Source organism: Polaribacter sp., assembly GCF_049276715.1.
In the GTDB taxonomy this organism is placed as follows: Bacteria; Bacteroidota; Bacteroidia; order Flavobacteriales; family Flavobacteriaceae; genus Polaribacter.
In genome coordinates, this window is record NZ_JBASWY010000028.1 from 38,322 (window position 1) to 54,842 (window position 16,521).

The 16,521-nt window shown below is 29.8% G+C and carries 11 protein-coding genes; 5 read left to right on the forward strand and 6 right to left on the reverse strand.

Going from position 1 to position 16,521, the window contains the following annotated elements; genetic code table 11:
* Nucleotides 1–112 precede the first annotated feature (112 nt).
* The 5 genes from WAO74_RS08190 to WAO74_RS08210 all read right to left on the reverse strand — a co-directional run bounded on the left by WAO74_RS08190 (nt 113) and on the right by WAO74_RS08210 (nt 7,652).
* A complete protein-coding gene (locus tag WAO74_RS08190) occupies nt 113–1,474 on the reverse strand; it encodes an OmpA family protein (protein WP_422161105.1) in 1,362 nt (453 codons plus the stop codon).
* Nucleotides 1,475–1,591: 117 nt separating this feature from the next.
* Complete coding sequence (gene kbl / locus WAO74_RS08195; protein WP_422161107.1) at nt 1,592–2,785, reverse strand: glycine C-acetyltransferase; 1,194 nt, start codon at nt 2,783–2,785, stop codon at nt 1,592–1,594.
* 47 nt (nt 2,786–2,832) lie between these two features.
* Nucleotides 2,833–5,958: a UvrD-helicase domain-containing protein gene (locus WAO74_RS08200; protein ID WP_422161109.1), complete on the reverse strand. Its 3,126-nt coding sequence runs from the start codon at nt 5,956–5,958 to the stop codon at nt 2,833–2,835.
* A gap of 204 nt (nt 5,959–6,162) precedes the next feature.
* On the reverse strand, nt 6,163–6,999 hold the full coding sequence (locus tag WAO74_RS08205) for a ZIP family metal transporter (protein ID WP_422161110.1): 837 nt from the start codon (nt 6,997–6,999) through the stop codon (nt 6,163–6,165).
* Nucleotides 6,996–7,652: a metal-dependent transcriptional regulator gene (locus tag WAO74_RS08210; RefSeq protein WP_422161111.1), complete on the reverse strand. Its 657-nt coding sequence runs from the start codon at nt 7,650–7,652 to the stop codon at nt 6,996–6,998. The genes WAO74_RS08205 and WAO74_RS08210 overlap by 4 nt, the downstream gene beginning before the upstream one ends.
* Nucleotides 7,653–7,751: 99 nt before the next feature.
* On the opposite strand from WAO74_RS08210, the gene WAO74_RS08215 reads away from it, so the two are divergent.
* Both WAO74_RS08215 and WAO74_RS08220 read left to right on the forward strand, forming a co-directional pair.
* Nucleotides 7,752–9,986 carry a TonB-dependent receptor gene (locus tag WAO74_RS08215; RefSeq protein WP_422161113.1) on the forward strand — a complete coding sequence of 745 codons (2,235 nt, stop codon included), beginning with the start codon at nt 7,752–7,754 and terminating at the stop codon, nt 9,984–9,986.
* Nucleotides 9,987–10,466, forward strand: a complete 480-nt coding sequence (locus WAO74_RS08220) for a thioredoxin family protein (RefSeq protein ID WP_422161115.1) — start codon at nt 9,987–9,989, stop codon at nt 10,464–10,466.
* Nucleotides 10,467–10,473: 7 nt separating this feature from the next.
* Here the strand turns inward: WAO74_RS08220 and WAO74_RS08225 are convergent, their stop codons facing one another.
* Complete coding sequence (locus tag WAO74_RS08225) at nt 10,474–11,022, reverse strand: hypothetical protein (protein WP_422161117.1); 549 nt, start codon at nt 11,020–11,022, stop codon at nt 10,474–10,476.
* A 127-nt stretch (nt 11,023–11,149) separates the two neighbouring features.
* On the opposite strand from WAO74_RS08225, the gene mfd reads away from it, so the two are divergent.
* The 3 genes from mfd (at nt 11,150) to WAO74_RS08240 (ending at nt 16,443) form a co-directional block, all read left to right on the forward strand.
* Nucleotides 11,150–14,521, forward strand: coding sequence for a transcription-repair coupling factor (gene mfd / locus WAO74_RS08230; protein ID WP_422161119.1), 3,372 nt, complete (start codon nt 11,150–11,152; stop codon nt 14,519–14,521).
* Nucleotides 14,521–15,378 carry a DMT family transporter gene (locus WAO74_RS08235; RefSeq protein WP_422161121.1) on the forward strand — a complete coding sequence of 286 codons (858 nt, stop codon included), beginning with the start codon at nt 14,521–14,523 and terminating at the stop codon, nt 15,376–15,378. The genes mfd and WAO74_RS08235 overlap by 1 nt, the downstream gene beginning before the upstream one ends.
* Before the next feature lie 63 nt (nt 15,379–15,441).
* Nucleotides 15,442–16,443 (forward strand): hypothetical protein, encoded by a 1,002-nt coding sequence (locus WAO74_RS08240; RefSeq protein WP_422161122.1) that lies wholly within the window; start codon nt 15,442–15,444, stop codon nt 16,441–16,443.
* Nucleotides 16,444–16,521: the final 78 nt, after the last annotated feature.

Genomic DNA, 16,521 nt, shown 5'->3' on the forward strand with positions numbered 1-16,521 from the left:
TAATTTATTTCCCTGAAAATGAAAAGTTTTTTAATTATATTATTTTGAAAAAGTGCCAAAAAAAAAAAGCCTCATCATATTATTAGGCTTTTTTTATATTTTAGATTAAAAATTACTCATTAGTAACTTTAATTTCTACTCTTCTGTTGTTAGCTCTTCCTGCTCTAGTATCATTAGAGTCAATTGGATTAGCTGAACCATAACCTTTAGCTGATAATCTTGAAGGATCTACTCCATTAGAAGTTAAATAATTCATTACAGCTTCAGCTCTCTTTTGAGACAGCCCATCATTGATCTTTTTACTACCAGTACTATCTGTATGACCACCTACAGCAAATGTCGCTTTTGGATGTTTCATCATTACATCAGCAATAGCATCTAATTCTTTTGTAACACCAGATTTAAAGGTAGCTTTTCCTGAATTAAATAATATTGATTTAGCAGTAAAAGCAATTGCTTCAGTAGCCTCTTTAGTGATAACTTCTTCTGGACAACCATTGTTTGATGCAGGTCCAACTTCATTAATACACTTATCATCTTTATCTAACACACCATCACCATCAGTGTCTGGCCAAGGACAACCACTATTTGCAGCAGGTCCAGGTGTCGTAGCACATTTATCATCTTTATCTAAAACGCCATCACCATCAGTATCAGGACATCCATTGTTTGCTTTCGTACCTTTTGAATTAGGACACATGTCATCTTTGTCTGCAACTCCATCACCATCAGAATCTGGACATCCATTCATAGAGGCTAAACCAGCTACATTAGGACAAGCGTCATCAGAATCTTTGATTCCATCACCATCAGCATCTGGACAACCATTGAATTCTTTTAAACCTGGTACTTGAGGACAATCATCGTTTTTGTCATAAATACCATCACCATCTGTGTCTTTTCCACCAAATCTTACTACTAAACCTAAAGAGTGTTGCCAGTGATCTTGTACTTTGTCTGCGAAACCATGTTTTACACCCGTATTAAAATTTAAACCTAAATTATCATTGAACCATGTATTGAAACCAATACCCCCAGTCAACATTCCTTCACCATTACCATCTGCAGAAACATAAGATCCTCCTAAATGAATATAAGGATCAAACCAAGCTGTTTCACCAACTAGTCTGTTTAAATCATACTTTACAGAAGCATCTATTGAATAATAGAAAAAATCTGAGTCATCTTTTGTTGTAAATGTTTCAATTTTATTTAAAGTACCCGCAAATTGCAAAGAAAACCCTTTGTCTAAATATTTTTCTGCAGTAATTCTAGAAATTGAAGGTAAAAAGTTCCAATCAGAAGAACCAACTAAATCTTCCCAATGGTTAGAATCAGAAATTGGCAAATGGATGAAATCTACTACATTTACCCCAAAACCAATAGCCCAAGGGTTATTTTCATCTTGCGCGTTAACGTTGCTAACCGTTATTAACGCGAACAAAGCTATCACAGCTAATTTTAATCGTTTCATTATCAAATTTTTAAATTAAAAGTTCATTTTTATAATAAGCAAAAGTAAGTTGTTAAAACCATATTACAAAGACAAATCTACAAAATATTAACAAAAAAACAAGTTTTTTTAACCATTCTAAATAATATTAAGCTCTTTCCCTATTTTTATGAACGCAAAAATAGCTTTATCCAGGTGTTCTTTAGTGTGTGCAGCTGAGAGTTGTACTCGAATTCTTGCTTTTTCTTTGGGCACAACTGGAAAAAAGAAACCAATTACATAAATACCTTCTTTTAATAATTTATTTGCCATGGTTTGAGAAAGTTTTGCATCATACAACATAACTGGAACTATAGCTGCATCTGCACCAACCAAATCAAAACCAGCTTTTTCCATTTCAGTTCTAAAATAATTTGTATTCCATTCTAATTGATCTCGAAGTGAAGTATCATTAGAAATTAAATCGAACACTTTTAACGATGCTCCCACAATTGCAGGTGCTAAAGAATTAGAGAATAAATATGGTCTTGAGCGTTGGCGCAAAATTTCTATTATTTCTTTTTTACCTGTTGTGTAACCACCCATAGCTCCACCAAGAGCTTTACCTAAGGTTCCTGTTACAATATCAACCCTATCCATTACATTTTTAAGCTCTACAGTTCCTCTGCCTGTTTTACCTATAAAACCTGTTGCATGGCATTCATCTACCATTACCAAGGCATCATATTTATCTGCTAAATTGCAAATTTCATCGAGTTTTGCAACAATTCCATCCATAGAAAAAACACCATCAGTAACAATAATTTTAAATCTGTGGTTTTGTTTATTTGCTTCAATAAGCTGTTCTTCTAGAGAACTCATATCATTATTATTATATCGATAACGAGCTGCTTTACACAAGCGAACTCCATCAATAATTGAAGCATGATTTAAGCTATCTGAAATTATTGCATCTTGATCTGTTAAAAGAGGTTCGAAAACCCCACCATTTGCATCAAAACAGGCAGCATATAAAATAGTATCTTCTGTTTTATAAAATTCTGCAATTTTTTCTTCAAGTTGTTTATGAATATCTTGAGTGCCGCAAATAAAACGTACTGAAGACATTCCAAATCCGTGAGAGTCCATAGCATCTTTAGCAGCTTGAATTACTTCAGGATTATTTGATAAGCCTAAATAATTATTGGCACAAAAATTAATTACCTCTTCTCCAGTAGAAATTTTTATAACAGCATCTTGAGAAGTTGTAATTATTCTCTCAGATTTATACAAGCCAGCATCTTTAATTTCCTGAATTTCTTTTTCTAAAATATCTTTAATTTTTCCGTACATTTTTATCAATTTAATAAATACAAAGTTACAAAGTTTAATGTTTCTTATTAAACCTCTACAATATCAATTTTATCATTTATATATATGAGTAGTTTTTTATCAACTCTAAAATTCATCGATTTTAAAACTCTTTCGTATTTTAAAATTTGCTGATGATATTCGTTTGAGGGATTTCCTGTCTTATAATCGATGATTACCACTTGATTATTATCCGTAAAAACCAATCTATCTGGAATTATAATTTGATTATCGACATCTACAATTTCTCTCTCATTATATATAATGACATCATTGGAGAAATAATTTGCAAGTTTTGGATGATTTACAACAGCATTAATTTTGTCTTTAATTTCTATAAATTGCGTCTCATCTATAAAACCTTGTTGGCTATATTGCTCAACAACTTTATCAACATCATTCTTTGTAATTATTTTTGATAACATTTCGTGAAATAAGTTTCCAAAATCGATGGCTTCTCCTTGAGTTGTATTCCATAATTTTGAAGAACTTGCCAATAAAATAACATTATGATCTTGCCAAGGTGTAGAAATAAATTTATTGTGAACCTCTGCAACAGATATTTTATCTTCTTTTTTACTCACTCTTTTTTCATCACCAAAGGAATATTCCAATAAATCATTATTCCAAAGATTTAGTTGTTTTAAATAATTGATGAAAACACCTGAATAATAATCTGTGTTTTCCTCACCCTTTACTTTTATTTTAAATTCTGTAATAACATGCAATTGCTCTACAGCTCTTGTTAAAGCAACATATAAAAGATTAAAATTATCGAGCTCTAATTCTTCTCTTTGCTGATTATAAATTTCTAGACCTGTTGCACTTACATGACTTAAATCCTTGTTATAATTTACTAATAATTCTGTGAAATGATCGTAGTTTTTTGGCAAATTGTTTAACCAAACTTTCGGACTTATTTGCCCATAAACATATACATCACAAGGAAAAATAACCACAGGAAATTCCAATCCTTTCGATTTGTGTATGGTCATAATCTGAACTGCATTTGCACTCTCTGGAGCAACAATACTTAGCTTCTCTTTTTTAAGTTCCCAAAAATCTAAAAAATCATTAATATCTATGGATTTTCTTTGTTGTTCTAAAACAATATCTAAGAAAAACTGAATATATGCATCAGAAGAAGTAACCAAATTAAAACCTCTTATGATTTCTTCAATTTTTTCGTAAAATGGTAATTGATAAAAAGTAGAAATATCGAACACAATTCCATAGCTTTTTAAAACTTGGAAAATAACTGTATTCTCAGCTTTTGCAAATTCTTTAAAGAAAATATGTTTCGGTTTATCTATTTGTAAATGATGATGTAAAAAATACAACATTTCAAAACGCGATTCTTCATCTGTTGGGTTTTGAATGACTTTTAAAACATCAATAATAAAAATAACTTTCGCGCTATTTTGTAACAATAAAGTTTCTGATGAAATAATATCGATGCTGTTTTCTAATAGGTAATTTGCAATGGCAACTCCATCTTTTTTTGTGCGCGTTAAAATGCAAATTTCATTCAAAGAAAATTCTTCTTTTAATTGATTAATTTTCTCTAAAACTTTCTTTGGATATTTTATTTTTTCATCCTCTTTATTTTCTTCTTTTTCTAAAAAGTTGAGTGAAACAAATCCGCCTTTTTTGGCATTTTCTAATTGCGTATTTCCATCAAAAAAAAGGTTTTTGTACGAATGGTTTTGCAGAAAATTTGAAGTATGTTGAAAAAATAAATTGTTAAATTTAATTACCTCTGAATAACTTCTAAAATTAGTGTCTAAATTTTTTATTTTTTTATCAATTTGAAAAGGATTTTCAGCCTCTGAACCTAAGTTGATAAACTGTTCTGCTTTTCCTCCTCTCCATCTATAAATGGCTTGTTTTCCATCGCCAACTAACAACAAATTACTTTTTTCTTGCGCTAAAGCATTGTCTATTAAAGGAATTAAATTTTGCCATTGCAAAACAGAAGTATCTTGCATTTCATCTATAAAATAATGCTGAAAACGTTGCCCAATTCTTTCGTAAATAAAGGGCGCTGGTTGTTCTTTAATATTGTCTGAAATTAGTTGATTAAACTCTGCATTTAACCTGATGTTATTCTCTTCTTTTATTTCTTCTAATTCTTGGTTAATATTATTTAAAACTGCTAATGGAATGATATTTTTTAAGACGAGTTTATTCATCAGAAATTGTTGATATAATTTTTCTGAATTCATGTATAAGTCTAATAAACTTGGCAATATAGATTCTATAGAACTTTTAATTACATCAGGTTTATTCTTGCTGTAAAAAACATTTTCTTCAATTCTTTCTCGCAATTTATTACTATCAAAAAAACCTGTTTTCTCTGGTTGAACAGAAAGCGATAAAAAATGTTTTGGCAATAATGAGTAATAAAAATCTTTATGCTCTAAACTGGCTTCATCAATAATTTTTAAACCTTGACTTCCAATTTCTAAGAGTTGCTTTTTTATTTCTTTTTGATGTAAAAAAAGCTTCAATTTTAGGTTTGTAAAATCCTCTAAGCTTTTTTCTGAAAGTTTTCTAAAATGTTTTACATCATCTTCATTTAAAAGAATTTTAGCAAATTCGTTTAAGTCTCTAGAAATATCCCAAGATTTATCATCATCTGTTTTATCTAAAGAATAATCTATAAGGAGTTTTGTGATTTTTTTGTCAGTTCCTATTTTAGAAATTAAAACATCAACAGCTTCATTTAAAAGGGAAACTGCATCCATTTCTACTTCGAAATTTAGCGACAGTCCTAAATCATAAGCAAAACTTTTGATGATTTTATGTGTAAAACTATCGATTGTAGTGATTGAAAATGCTGAATAATTTTGCAGAATTGCATCTAAAATTTTCTGACTTCTTTCTTTTATGGTTGGCTTATCAACAGCTATTTCATTGATAATTTTTTTGAATAAATCATTCTCTATTCCATCAGCAAAATCTTCTAAATTAGAAAGAACTCGTTCTTTCATTTCTCCAGCAGCTTTGTTGGTAAATGTGATTGCTAATATTTTTTGAAATGTAAAAATATCATCAGCATTTAATAATACTTTTAAATATTCTTTTACAAGTGTAAAGGTTTTTCCACTTCCAGCAGAAGCATTGTAAACTTCGAAAGTTGACGGTTGTTGCACAATTTATTTTTATAGACGAATTGCACGAATTTAGTTTATTAATCAGAGACTCACAAAGAAATCTAAGAGATTTGCAGAGAAAAAAGACAATGATTTCACCCATTTTCACGGATGAAATTAAACAATCTTAAAAGTATCAATTAAATTCCCTTAAAGATTTTTAGCAAGGGTATTTCTCCACTTTAGGAATATCAAAATCGACTTTTAGCCTAACCCAACATCTAAAGACATCATTACAATAAAACCACCAATAAAACCAAGTGTTGCAATATCTGTATATTTATCTCTTTGTGTTTCAGGTATTACCTCTTCTACCACAACAAATATCATTGCACCAGCTGCAAAAGCTAAAGCATAAGGCAAAATTGGTGTAAAAAACGAAACTGCTAAAGCCCCTACAACTGCTGCAATTGGTTCTACAACTGCAGACAATTGCCCATACCAAAAACTTTTTAACCTGCTAACTCCTTGTCTTCTTAAAGGCATTGCTACTGCAAAACCTTCTGGAAAATTCTGAATTCCAATACCAATTGCCAAAGAAATTGCAGCAATAATCATTTCTGTTTGCTCTACACCAACTAAAGTTGATGCTGCCCCAAATAAAACCCCAACTGCCAAACCTTCTGGAATATTGTGTAATGTAATTGCTAAAACTAATAATGTAGATCTGTGTAGTTCTGTTTTTACACCTTCAGCCTCATTTTTTTCGAAGTTGATATGTAAATGTGGTAAAATTTTATCCATTCCAAAAAGTGATAAAGCACCTAAAGCAAAACCAACTGCTGCTGGCAAAACCTTTATAAAACCTTCTCCTGGGCTGTTGTCAATTGCTGGCGCAAGTAAACTCCAGAAACTGGCAGCAACCATTACACCTCCAGTAAAACCTAACATTCCGTCTAAAACGGCTCTATTTAGTTTCTTAAAAAAGAAAACTAAAGCAGCTCCTAATGCAGTTAAACCCCATGTAAATAAAGAAGCATAAAATGCTGCTAGAATTGGATGTTCTTTTCCAAATTCTACTAATTGATCAAATGATATCATGCTTTTTGAATGTATAAATTATTCGCAATTTTTTTTGAAATTGATAATTTTTTATCCCCAATTTCAATGGATAAAGAATCGTCAAAATCTTCTTTTTCTAAAACTTTTATTTTTTTTCCTAAAACAATTCCTTTTTTATCTAAAAATTGTAAAAACTCTGATGAAGAATCTTTAACTCCAATGCAAAGTCCGCTTTCATTTTTCTCTAATGTCGATAACAAACTCTTTTCTACTTTTTTAAAATTACCTTCTTTATCTGGTATTGGATCTCCATGAGGATCGTATGTTGGAAAACCTAAAAAAGCATCTATTTGATTAATAAGTTTTGGAGATTTTATATGCTCTAACTGCTCTGCAACATCATGCACTTCGTCCCAAGAAAAGTTTAATTTATCTACCAAAAAAACCTCCCACAACCTATGTTTTCTTACAATATTTGCAGCTATTTTTCTTCCTTCCTCAGTTAATTCTACTCCATAATATTTTTTATAGCTTACTACTTTTTTATCAGATAATTTTCGAATCATATCTGTTACAGAAGAGGGTTTAGTTTCTAATTTTGCTGCAATTGAATTGGTACTTACTCCACTTTTTTCAACTGTAGATAAATGAAAAATTGCTTTCAAGTAATTTTCTTCTGATGGACTAAACATTTTTTTTATTTAAATAACAAAGATATAAATTTTTGACATATTAAAATCATTTTTTAGTCTTGTCTAAATTTATTTTTATATTTGTAAAAATATTCTTTAATGAAGCAGATTATTTTTATCTTATTATTTTTAATTGCCATATCTTTTAATGGGCAAAATGTAACAGGAAAAATCACTTCTGTAAATAATGAACCAATAGCTTTTGTAAATATTTACATAAAAAACAGTAAAATTGGCACAATCTCTGATGAAAATGGGTTCTATAAATTATCAAATATTAATAAAGAAACGTTTACAATTATTGCAAGTTCTATTGGCTATAAAACAAAAAGTTCAAAAATAGATTTAAGAAACAGAGAAAACATCATTCAGAATTTTGTATTATCAGATGATGAATCTTTAAATGAAATTGTTATTTCTGGTACTTTAAGACCAGTAACAAAAACAAATAGCCCTGTTGCTGTGGAAGTTTATAGTGAAACTTTTTTTAAGAAAAACCCAACTCCCTCCATTTTTGAATCGATGCAAAACGTAAATGGAGTTCGACCTCAATTAAATTGTAATGTTTGTAATACTGGCGACATTCATATTAACGGCTTAGAAGGTCCATATACATTTGTTATGATTGATGGAATGCCTATTGTTAGTGGACTTTCTACAGTTTACGGTTTAACAGGAATTCCCCAAGCTTTAATAGAAAGAGTAGAAGTTGTAAAAGGACCTGCAAGCACATTATATGGTTCTGAGGCTGTTGGTGGTATCATAAATATTATCACTAAAAAACCTACAAATGCGCCACATTTAACCACAGATACTTTTGCAAGTTCTTGGGGTGAAGTAAATTTGGATGTTGGTTTGCGTTATAAATTCTCAGAAAATGCAGATGCTCTTTTGGGTGTAAACTATTTTAATTTCCAGAATAGAATTGATAATAATAATGACAATTTTACAGATTTAACACTTCAAAATAGAATATCGCTTTTCAATAAAATCAACATAGCAAGAAAAAGTAATAAGGTATTTACAATTGCTGGAAGATATGTTTACGAAGATAGATGGGGTGGAGAATTAGATTGGCAAAGAGAATTTAGAGGAACAGATATTAAATACGGAGAAAGTATTTACACAAATAGATGGGAAACTTTTGGAACTTACCAATTGCCAACATCAGAAAATATAAATTTTCAGTTCAGCGCAAATGGGCATTATCAGGATTCTTTTTACGGAACTGACCCTTATGATGCTGAACAATTTATTGCTTTTGGACAATTGATTTACAATAAAAATATCAGAGAAAAACATGATTTATTATTGGGATTAGCCTACAGATATACTTTTTATGATGACAATACTTTCGCGACTTTTGAAAAGGATGGAATTACCAATAAACCATCCATAATTTATTTACCAGGGATTTTTGCACAAGACGAAATAAGTTTGCAAGAAAGAAAAAAACTATTATTGGGTGCTAGATGGGATTATAATAGTGTTCATGGAAATATTTTTTCGCCTAGAATTAATTACAAATGGAACTCCAGAAATAATGCTAATATTTTTAGAGTTAGTATTGGAAATGGTTTTAGGGTTGCCAATGTTTTTACGGAAGACCATGCAGCTTTAACTGGTGCAAGAGAAGTAGAATTTGATGGCAATTTAGATCCTGAAACTTCTTGGAATGCGAACATTAATTATGTGAAAAAAATTAACACCGAAAACTCCTTTATCACTGTAGATGTAAGCGCGTTTTATACGTATTTTGATAACCGAATTTTACCTGATTATGAAACAGATCCCAACAAAATTATTTATGCAAATTTAGATGGGTTTTCGGTTTCTAAAGGTGTTTCTTTGAATGCCTATATTATATTCACCAATGGTTTATCTATAAATGCAGGTGCAACTTTAATGGATGTTTCAGTTACCGAAAATAAGATTAAAAAAAGGCAATTATTAACTGAAAGTTTTAGTGGTGTTTGGTCTATTTCTTATAAATTGAACAATAATTTTTCGATAGATTACACTGGAAATTTATATGGCCCAATGCGTTTGCCTTTGCTTGGCCCAAAAGATTTAAGAGCAGAATTTTCTCCTTGGTATAGTATTCAAAATATTCAATTGAGTAAAAAATTTAGCAATTCTTGGGAAGTTTATGGAGGTGTAAAAAACCTATTGAATTTTACACCTGCTGCAAACAGTATTTCAAGACCTTTTGATCCTTTTGATAAACAAGCAGACCCAAATGATCCAGATGCTTTAACTTTCGATCCAAGTTATGTGTATGCTTCCAATCAAGGAATTAGAGCTTTTGCAGGTTTAAGATATACGCTGTTTTAAATGAAAAAAATTATAATCTTTTTTATCTTACTTGGAAGCTTTTTTACAAAAGCACAAACAGAAAAGCCTGAATTAAAAATCTACTCTTTTTCTGAAATTGAAAAAATGCAGCAAGAAAATCCTAAACCAATTGTTGTTTTTGTATTTACAGATTGGTGTAAAATCTGTTTTGGAATGAAAAAAAATACTTTAGAAAATTCCAATATTATCAAACTTTTAAACAACCATTTTTACTTTGCAAAATTGAATGGAGAAGAAAAAAAAGACATCCATTTTTTAGGGAAAACATTTGTTTACAAATCTTATGGAAATAAAATAGGAAATCATGAGTTAGCTATAGAATTAGCAAGTATAAATAATAAACTCAACTATCCAACAACCATCATTTTAAATAAAAAATTTGAAATAGATTTACAGATTGACACCTATATAAACAGTAAAAAAATGGAGAAAATTTTAAATAATTATTTAAAGTTATAAATTACAACTAATGTTTCCTGTCCCACAATCTTCTATTCATATTTCTTGACCTGAAACTATAAACAATACCAATTGTTGGGTAAATATGTGATCTCTGACTCGTAAATCTACTTTCAGAATATTTGTACATTATTTGCAAATTCAAACCATAATTTGGTAAAACCCAAAATGTATTTCCAGCACCAATATTAATTGTAGTTGTTAGTGCTTTTGCACTCACAAAACTACCACCAATTAAAATATAAGGCACTACATTTTCATAAGAAAGACCAAAATCGTAACGCGCAGCTCCATCAAAAGTGGTATAATTTAAATTATCAAGAATCTTTGTGCTAAAACCAGCCTGAAACGTAATATTTGAGAACATATATCTAGAAATTGTTAACCTAGGTAACTGATCTATAAAAGCACCTCCAATAATTTTTGAATTAGCATCTGCATACATCACAGCACCTAAATGAAGACCCACAGTCCATTTTTCTTCAAAGTTTTGGGCATTTACTTTCTGCGATATTATAAAAAAAAGTAAACTAGCAATTAATAATTTAATTTTCATCTGAATAGTACATTTGTTTGTTACAATAACTAAAACAAAGGCAAATATATTATATTAGAGTTTAAAATAAAATTGAAAATAGCTTTATATTATTTTAAGATAGTACATTTGCACAAACTTTTAAAAGTTGAGTAAACAGCAAATCGTTAATCAATACCAAACATCCGCTAAAGTAAAGCAGATTATTGAAGCTCTTCTTCATGAGCAAAACCATTTTCAAATAACGAATTTGGTAGGTTCGTCATTGTCTTTTGCGATTGCTGAAACATTTAAAAAAGCCGATAAACCTTACCTTTTAATTTTTAATGATAAAGAAGAAGCTGCCTATTATTTAAATGATTTAGAACAACTTTTAAGTGATAAAAATGTGCTTTTTTATCCTGCTTCTTACAAAAGACCTTATCAAATTGAAGAAACCGATAATGCCAATGTTTTACTGCGCTCTGAAGTTTTAAACAGAATAAATTCAAGAAAAAAACCAGCTATCATTGTTACCTATCCAACTGCTTTATTCGAAAAAGTGGTTACTAAAAAAGAATTAGAAAAAAACACTTTAAAAATAAATGTTGGCGAAAATTTATCATTAGATTTTGTAAACGAGGTTTTATTCGAATACAAATTTAAACGTGTAGATTTTGTTACAGAACCTGGAGATTTCTCTGTAAGAGGAGGAATTATAGATGTTTTTTCTTTTTCTAATGATGAACCTTTTAGAATTGAGTTTTTTGGTAATGAAATAGACAGTATTCGAACTTTTGATGTAGAAACACAACTCTCTAAAGAGAAGCTGAAAAAAGTTTCTATTATGCCCAATGTAGAAAATAAAACTTTACAAGAAAGTAGAGAGAGTTTTCTAAAATATATTTCATCGAACACCGTTGTTTTTGCAAAAAATATCGATTTATTAAAAGGAAATCTAGATAAATTTTATCAAAAAGCAGAAGAAGCTTTTAATGATTTATCTAAAGAAATTAAACACGTAAAACCTGCTGAGTTATTTTGTGATGGCGCATTTATTTTAGATCAATTACAAGATTTTTCTTTGGTTAATTTTGATGCCAAGAGTCATTCTAAACTTACTTCAGAATCCAACCAAATCATAGATTTCAATACCATTGCTCAACCCTCATTTAATAAACAATTTAATTTATTAATTGATAATTTAGAAGAATATCACAAAGCTGGTTTTACCAACTATATATTTTGTGCAAACGACCAACAGGCAAAACGTTTTCATGATATCTTTGATGATGCAGAACAAGGTTCTACTGAGCTTAGTCGAAGTAAAGTGCATTATGAAACTGTCGTTTTTCCTTTATATGAAGGCTTTGTAGATGTGGATGCAAAATTGGTTTGCTATACAGACCATCAAATTTTTGAACGTTATCATAAATTTAGATTAAAAAACGGGTATGCAAAAAAGCAAGCCATTACTTTACAGGAACTCAACAAACTCGAAATTGGTGATTATGTAACACACATGGATCATGGAATTGGGAAATTTGGTGGACTCCAAAAAATTGATGTTCAAGGTAAAAAGCAAGAAGCAATTAAGCTAGTTTATGGTGAAAGAGATATTTTATATGTAAGTATTCACTCGCTTCACAAGATTTCTAAGTTTAATGGTAAAGATGGTAAAGCTCCTAAAATTTACAAATTAGGTTCTGGTGCTTGGAAAAAAATCAAAGAGAAAACAAAGACTAGAGTTAAGCATATTGCCTTTAACTTGATTCAATTATATGCCAAAAGAAAGTTACAAAAAGGTTTTGCTTTTGGCCCAGACACTCACATTCAACATGAATTGGAAGGCAGTTTTATGTACGAAGATACTCCAGATCAATTTACAGCTACCCAAGATGTAAAAAATGATATGGAAAAAGAACAACCTATGGACAGATTGGTTTGTGGTGATGTTGGTTTTGGTAAAACAGAAGTTGCTGTTAGAGCTGCTTTTAAGGCAGTTGATAATGGAAAACAAGTGGCAATTTTAGTTCCTACAACTATTTTGGCTTTTCAACATTATCAAACATTTACAGAAAGGTTAAAGGATTTTCCAATAAAAATAGATTACTTAAACAGATTTAGAACTGCCAAACAAAAAACGGAAGCTATAAATGGCGTAAATGATGGGGCTGTAGATATTATTATTGGCACACATCAACTCACAAATCAAAAACTAAAATTTAAAGATTTAGGTCTTTTAATTATTGATGAGGAGCAAAAATTTGGTGTTGCTGTAAAAGATAAATTAAAAACTTTAAAAGAAAATGTTGATACGTTAACCTTAACTGCAACTCCAATTCCAAGAACTTTACAGTTCAGTTTAATGGCTGCCAGAGATTTATCTGTAATCAAAACACCTCCACCAAACAGACATCCAATAGAAAGTAACGTAATTCGTTTTTCTGAAGAAACCATTAGAGATGCTATTTCTTACGAAATTTCTAGAGGAGGACAAGTGTTCTTTATTCATAATAGAATTGAAAATATTAAAGAAGTTGCTGGTTTGTTACAAAGATTGGTGCCATCAGCAAAAATTGGAATTGGTCATGGACAAATGGAGGGCAAAAAACTAGAACAATTAATGCTTGGTTTTATGGACAATCAGTTTGATGTTTTGGTTTCTACAACCATTGTAGAAAGTGGTTTAGATGTGCCAAATGCAAATACCATTTTTATAAATAATGCTAATAATTTTGGTTTGTCTGATTTGCACCAAATGCGAGGTAGAGTTGGTAGAAGTAACAAAAAAGCATTTTGCTATTTTATAACACCTCCTTATCATATGATGACAGATGATGCAAGGAAAAGACTAGAAGCCTTGGTTTTATTTTCTGATTTAGGAAGTGGAATTAACATTGCCATGAAAGATTTAGAAATTCGTGGAGCAGGAGATTTATTAGGTGGTGAACAAAGTGGATTTATTAATGAAATTGGGTTTGATACGTATCAAAAAATATTACAAGAAGCGATTGAAGAACTGAAAGAAAATGAGTTTGCAGATTTATATCCAACTGATAATTCGAAACCAAAAGAATACGTAAAAGAAGTACAAATTGATACCGATTTCGAAATTCTTTTTCCTGATGATTATATCAATTCTATTACAGAAAGATTGGCTTTGTATAACAAATTAGGAACCTTAGAAACCGAACAAGAACTGCAAATTTTTGAAACCGAAATTACAGATAGATTTGGAGAAATCCCAACGCAAGTAGAAGATTTATTAGATTCTGTTAGAATAAAATGGTTGGCTAAAGAATTAGGTTTAGAAAAAGTTATTTTAAAACAAAAAAGAATGATGGGTTATTTTGTATCTAATCAACAAAGTGATTTTTATCATACAGAAGCTTTTACAAGGGTATTAAAATACGTGCAACAAAACCCTAAAAGTGTGGTTATGAAAGAAAAAGACACCAAAAATGGTTTGCGTTTGTTAATCACTTTTATCAGAATCGATTCTGTAAAAACAGCTTTATCCATTTTAAATAAAATTTAATGGAAAACTCACACACCAAAAACTTATCAGTATTATTATTAGCAACACTTTTTATAAGTACTTCTGGTGTTTTAGGGAGATATATTGCATTGCCAACTGAAATTATTATTTGGTTTAGGGCTGCTTTAGCAATGGTTTTTATCTATATTTTTTGTAGGTATAAAAAGATAAGTTTAAAAATAAAATCATCTAAAGACTATAAGCCTTTTTTAATTAGCGGAGTTTTAATGGCTGCACATTGGGTTACTTATTTTTATGCATTAAAACTCTCTAATGTTGCTTTGGGAGTTTTATCTTTATATACATTTCCTATAATCATTGCATTATTAGAACCACTTTTTTTAAAAGTTAAATTCAATCCCATATACATTATTCTGGGATGCATGGTTTTATTAGGACTATATATTTTAACTCCAGATTTTGATATAGAAAGTTCGCAGGTAAAAGGTATTTTATTTGGTGTTTTTTCTGCGTTCTGTTATGCAGTTAGAATATTAATTATGAAACAACATGTTGCCAATTATAATGGTACCATGCTCATGTTTTATCAAACAGTAATAATTACTATTATTTTATTGCCAACCTTATTTTTTATGGACTTGTCTGCTTTAGAAAGCCAATTCCCTTATCTGTTATTGCTAGCTTTTTTAACAACCGCAATTGGCCATAGCTTAATGCTACATTCTTTAAAGTTCTTCTCAGCTTCTACAGCTAGTATTATAAGTAGTTTACAGCCTATTTTTGGGATTATTTTAGCTTTTTTATTTTTACAAGAAACACCTTCTTGGAATACTTTTTGGGGAGGAAGTTTAATTTTACTTACTGTGGTTGTAGAGAGTTTGAGGAGTAACAAATAAATTCCTTTAACATAATTTTAACTTTGGCATCTTATTTGATTTTGATTTTAGAAATCTATTTCTATGAACTCAAAATTTAAAATTACCATTCCAAAACCTTGTCATGAAAACTGGAATGCAATGACACCTAAAAAGAAAGGTAAATTTTGCAGTTCTTGTTCTAAAACTGTAATTGATTTTACTAAAAAATCAACCGAAGAAATTCAAGATTATTTAATTGAAAATAAAAACCAACGAGTTTGTGGACATTTTAATAGAGAGCAACTAGATGATATTGTAATTGAAATACCTCAAATTGCCTTTCAGCAAAAATTATCTTTTCAAAAAGCTTTTATTTTGGCTTTGTTTTTTGCGATGGGAACTACGCTTTTTAGTTGCAAATATTCTGATGGAAAAAAACAAAAAATTGAGAATATTATTATTAAAGATTCAGTTAAAATAGATAAAGAAGATGTTGGGTTAATTTTCTCAAAGCTAGATGACAATGATTCTACAGTGACAAAAAAAGAAACTCCAATTAGCTACAACTACAAAAATATTCCACCACTAATTACAACTGGAATTATTATTTGTCCAACTATTCCAAAAAAAGAAGTTGCAATTAAAGGAAAAAATAAAGCTATTAATCCTACTGATACAATTGAAGAAATTCCAATAGAAATAAAAGGTGATATTACGTATGAAGCTGAAGAAGATATTGATGACATTGTTGTTGGTTTGTTAATAATTGAAGAAACTCCAAGGTTTAAAGAGGCTAAAAACTTATCGAAAAAAGAGGCTAAAGCATATTTTGATGAAAAAATGCTAAATTTTTTTAAAGATAATTTTGATGAAAGCTTAACTAGCAATCTTAGTCTAAAAGCAGGGAAATATAAAATATTGACACAATTTATTATTGATGAAAATGGTTTTGCAACTAAAATAAAAGTAAGAGCACCTCACCCAAAACTTATAAAAGAAGTTAAAAATATTTTTCTAAAATTACCACAGTTTTTGCCTGGAAAACAAAAAAATAAAGTTGTAAAAACGAGATATACTTTGCCAATTTCCCTTATAGTAGATTAGTTTATAGTATTGCAAAAAGCTAGCAAACAAGTCTAGCCCAGATTGAACGATTTGTTTAAGCTCTTTTGAGGAACGAAA

Coding starts and splice junctions, on each gene's coding strand:
- WAO74_RS08190 (WP_422161105.1), bottom strand. CDS start 1,474: ATGAAACGATTAAAATTAGCTGTGATAGCTTTGTTCGCGTTAATAACG.
- kbl (WP_422161107.1), bottom strand. CDS start 2,785: ATGTACGGAAAAATTAAAGATATTTTAGAAAAAGAAATTCAGGAAATT.
- WAO74_RS08205 (WP_422161110.1), bottom strand. CDS start 6,999: ATGATATCATTTGATCAATTAGTAGAATTTGGAAAAGAACATCCAATT.
- WAO74_RS08210 (WP_422161111.1), bottom strand. CDS start 7,652: ATGTTTAGTCCATCAGAAGAAAATTACTTGAAAGCAATTTTTCATTTA.
- WAO74_RS08215 (WP_422161113.1), top strand. CDS start 7,752: ATGAAGCAGATTATTTTTATCTTATTATTTTTAATTGCCATATCTTTT.
- WAO74_RS08220 (WP_422161115.1), top strand. CDS start 9,987: ATGAAAAAAATTATAATCTTTTTTATCTTACTTGGAAGCTTTTTTACA.
- WAO74_RS08225 (WP_422161117.1), bottom strand. CDS start 11,022: ATGAAAATTAAATTATTAATTGCTAGTTTACTTTTTTTTATAATATCG.
- WAO74_RS08235 (WP_422161121.1), top strand. CDS start 14,521: ATGGAAAACTCACACACCAAAAACTTATCAGTATTATTATTAGCAACA.
- WAO74_RS08240 (WP_422161122.1), top strand. CDS start 15,442: ATGAACTCAAAATTTAAAATTACCATTCCAAAACCTTGTCATGAAAAC.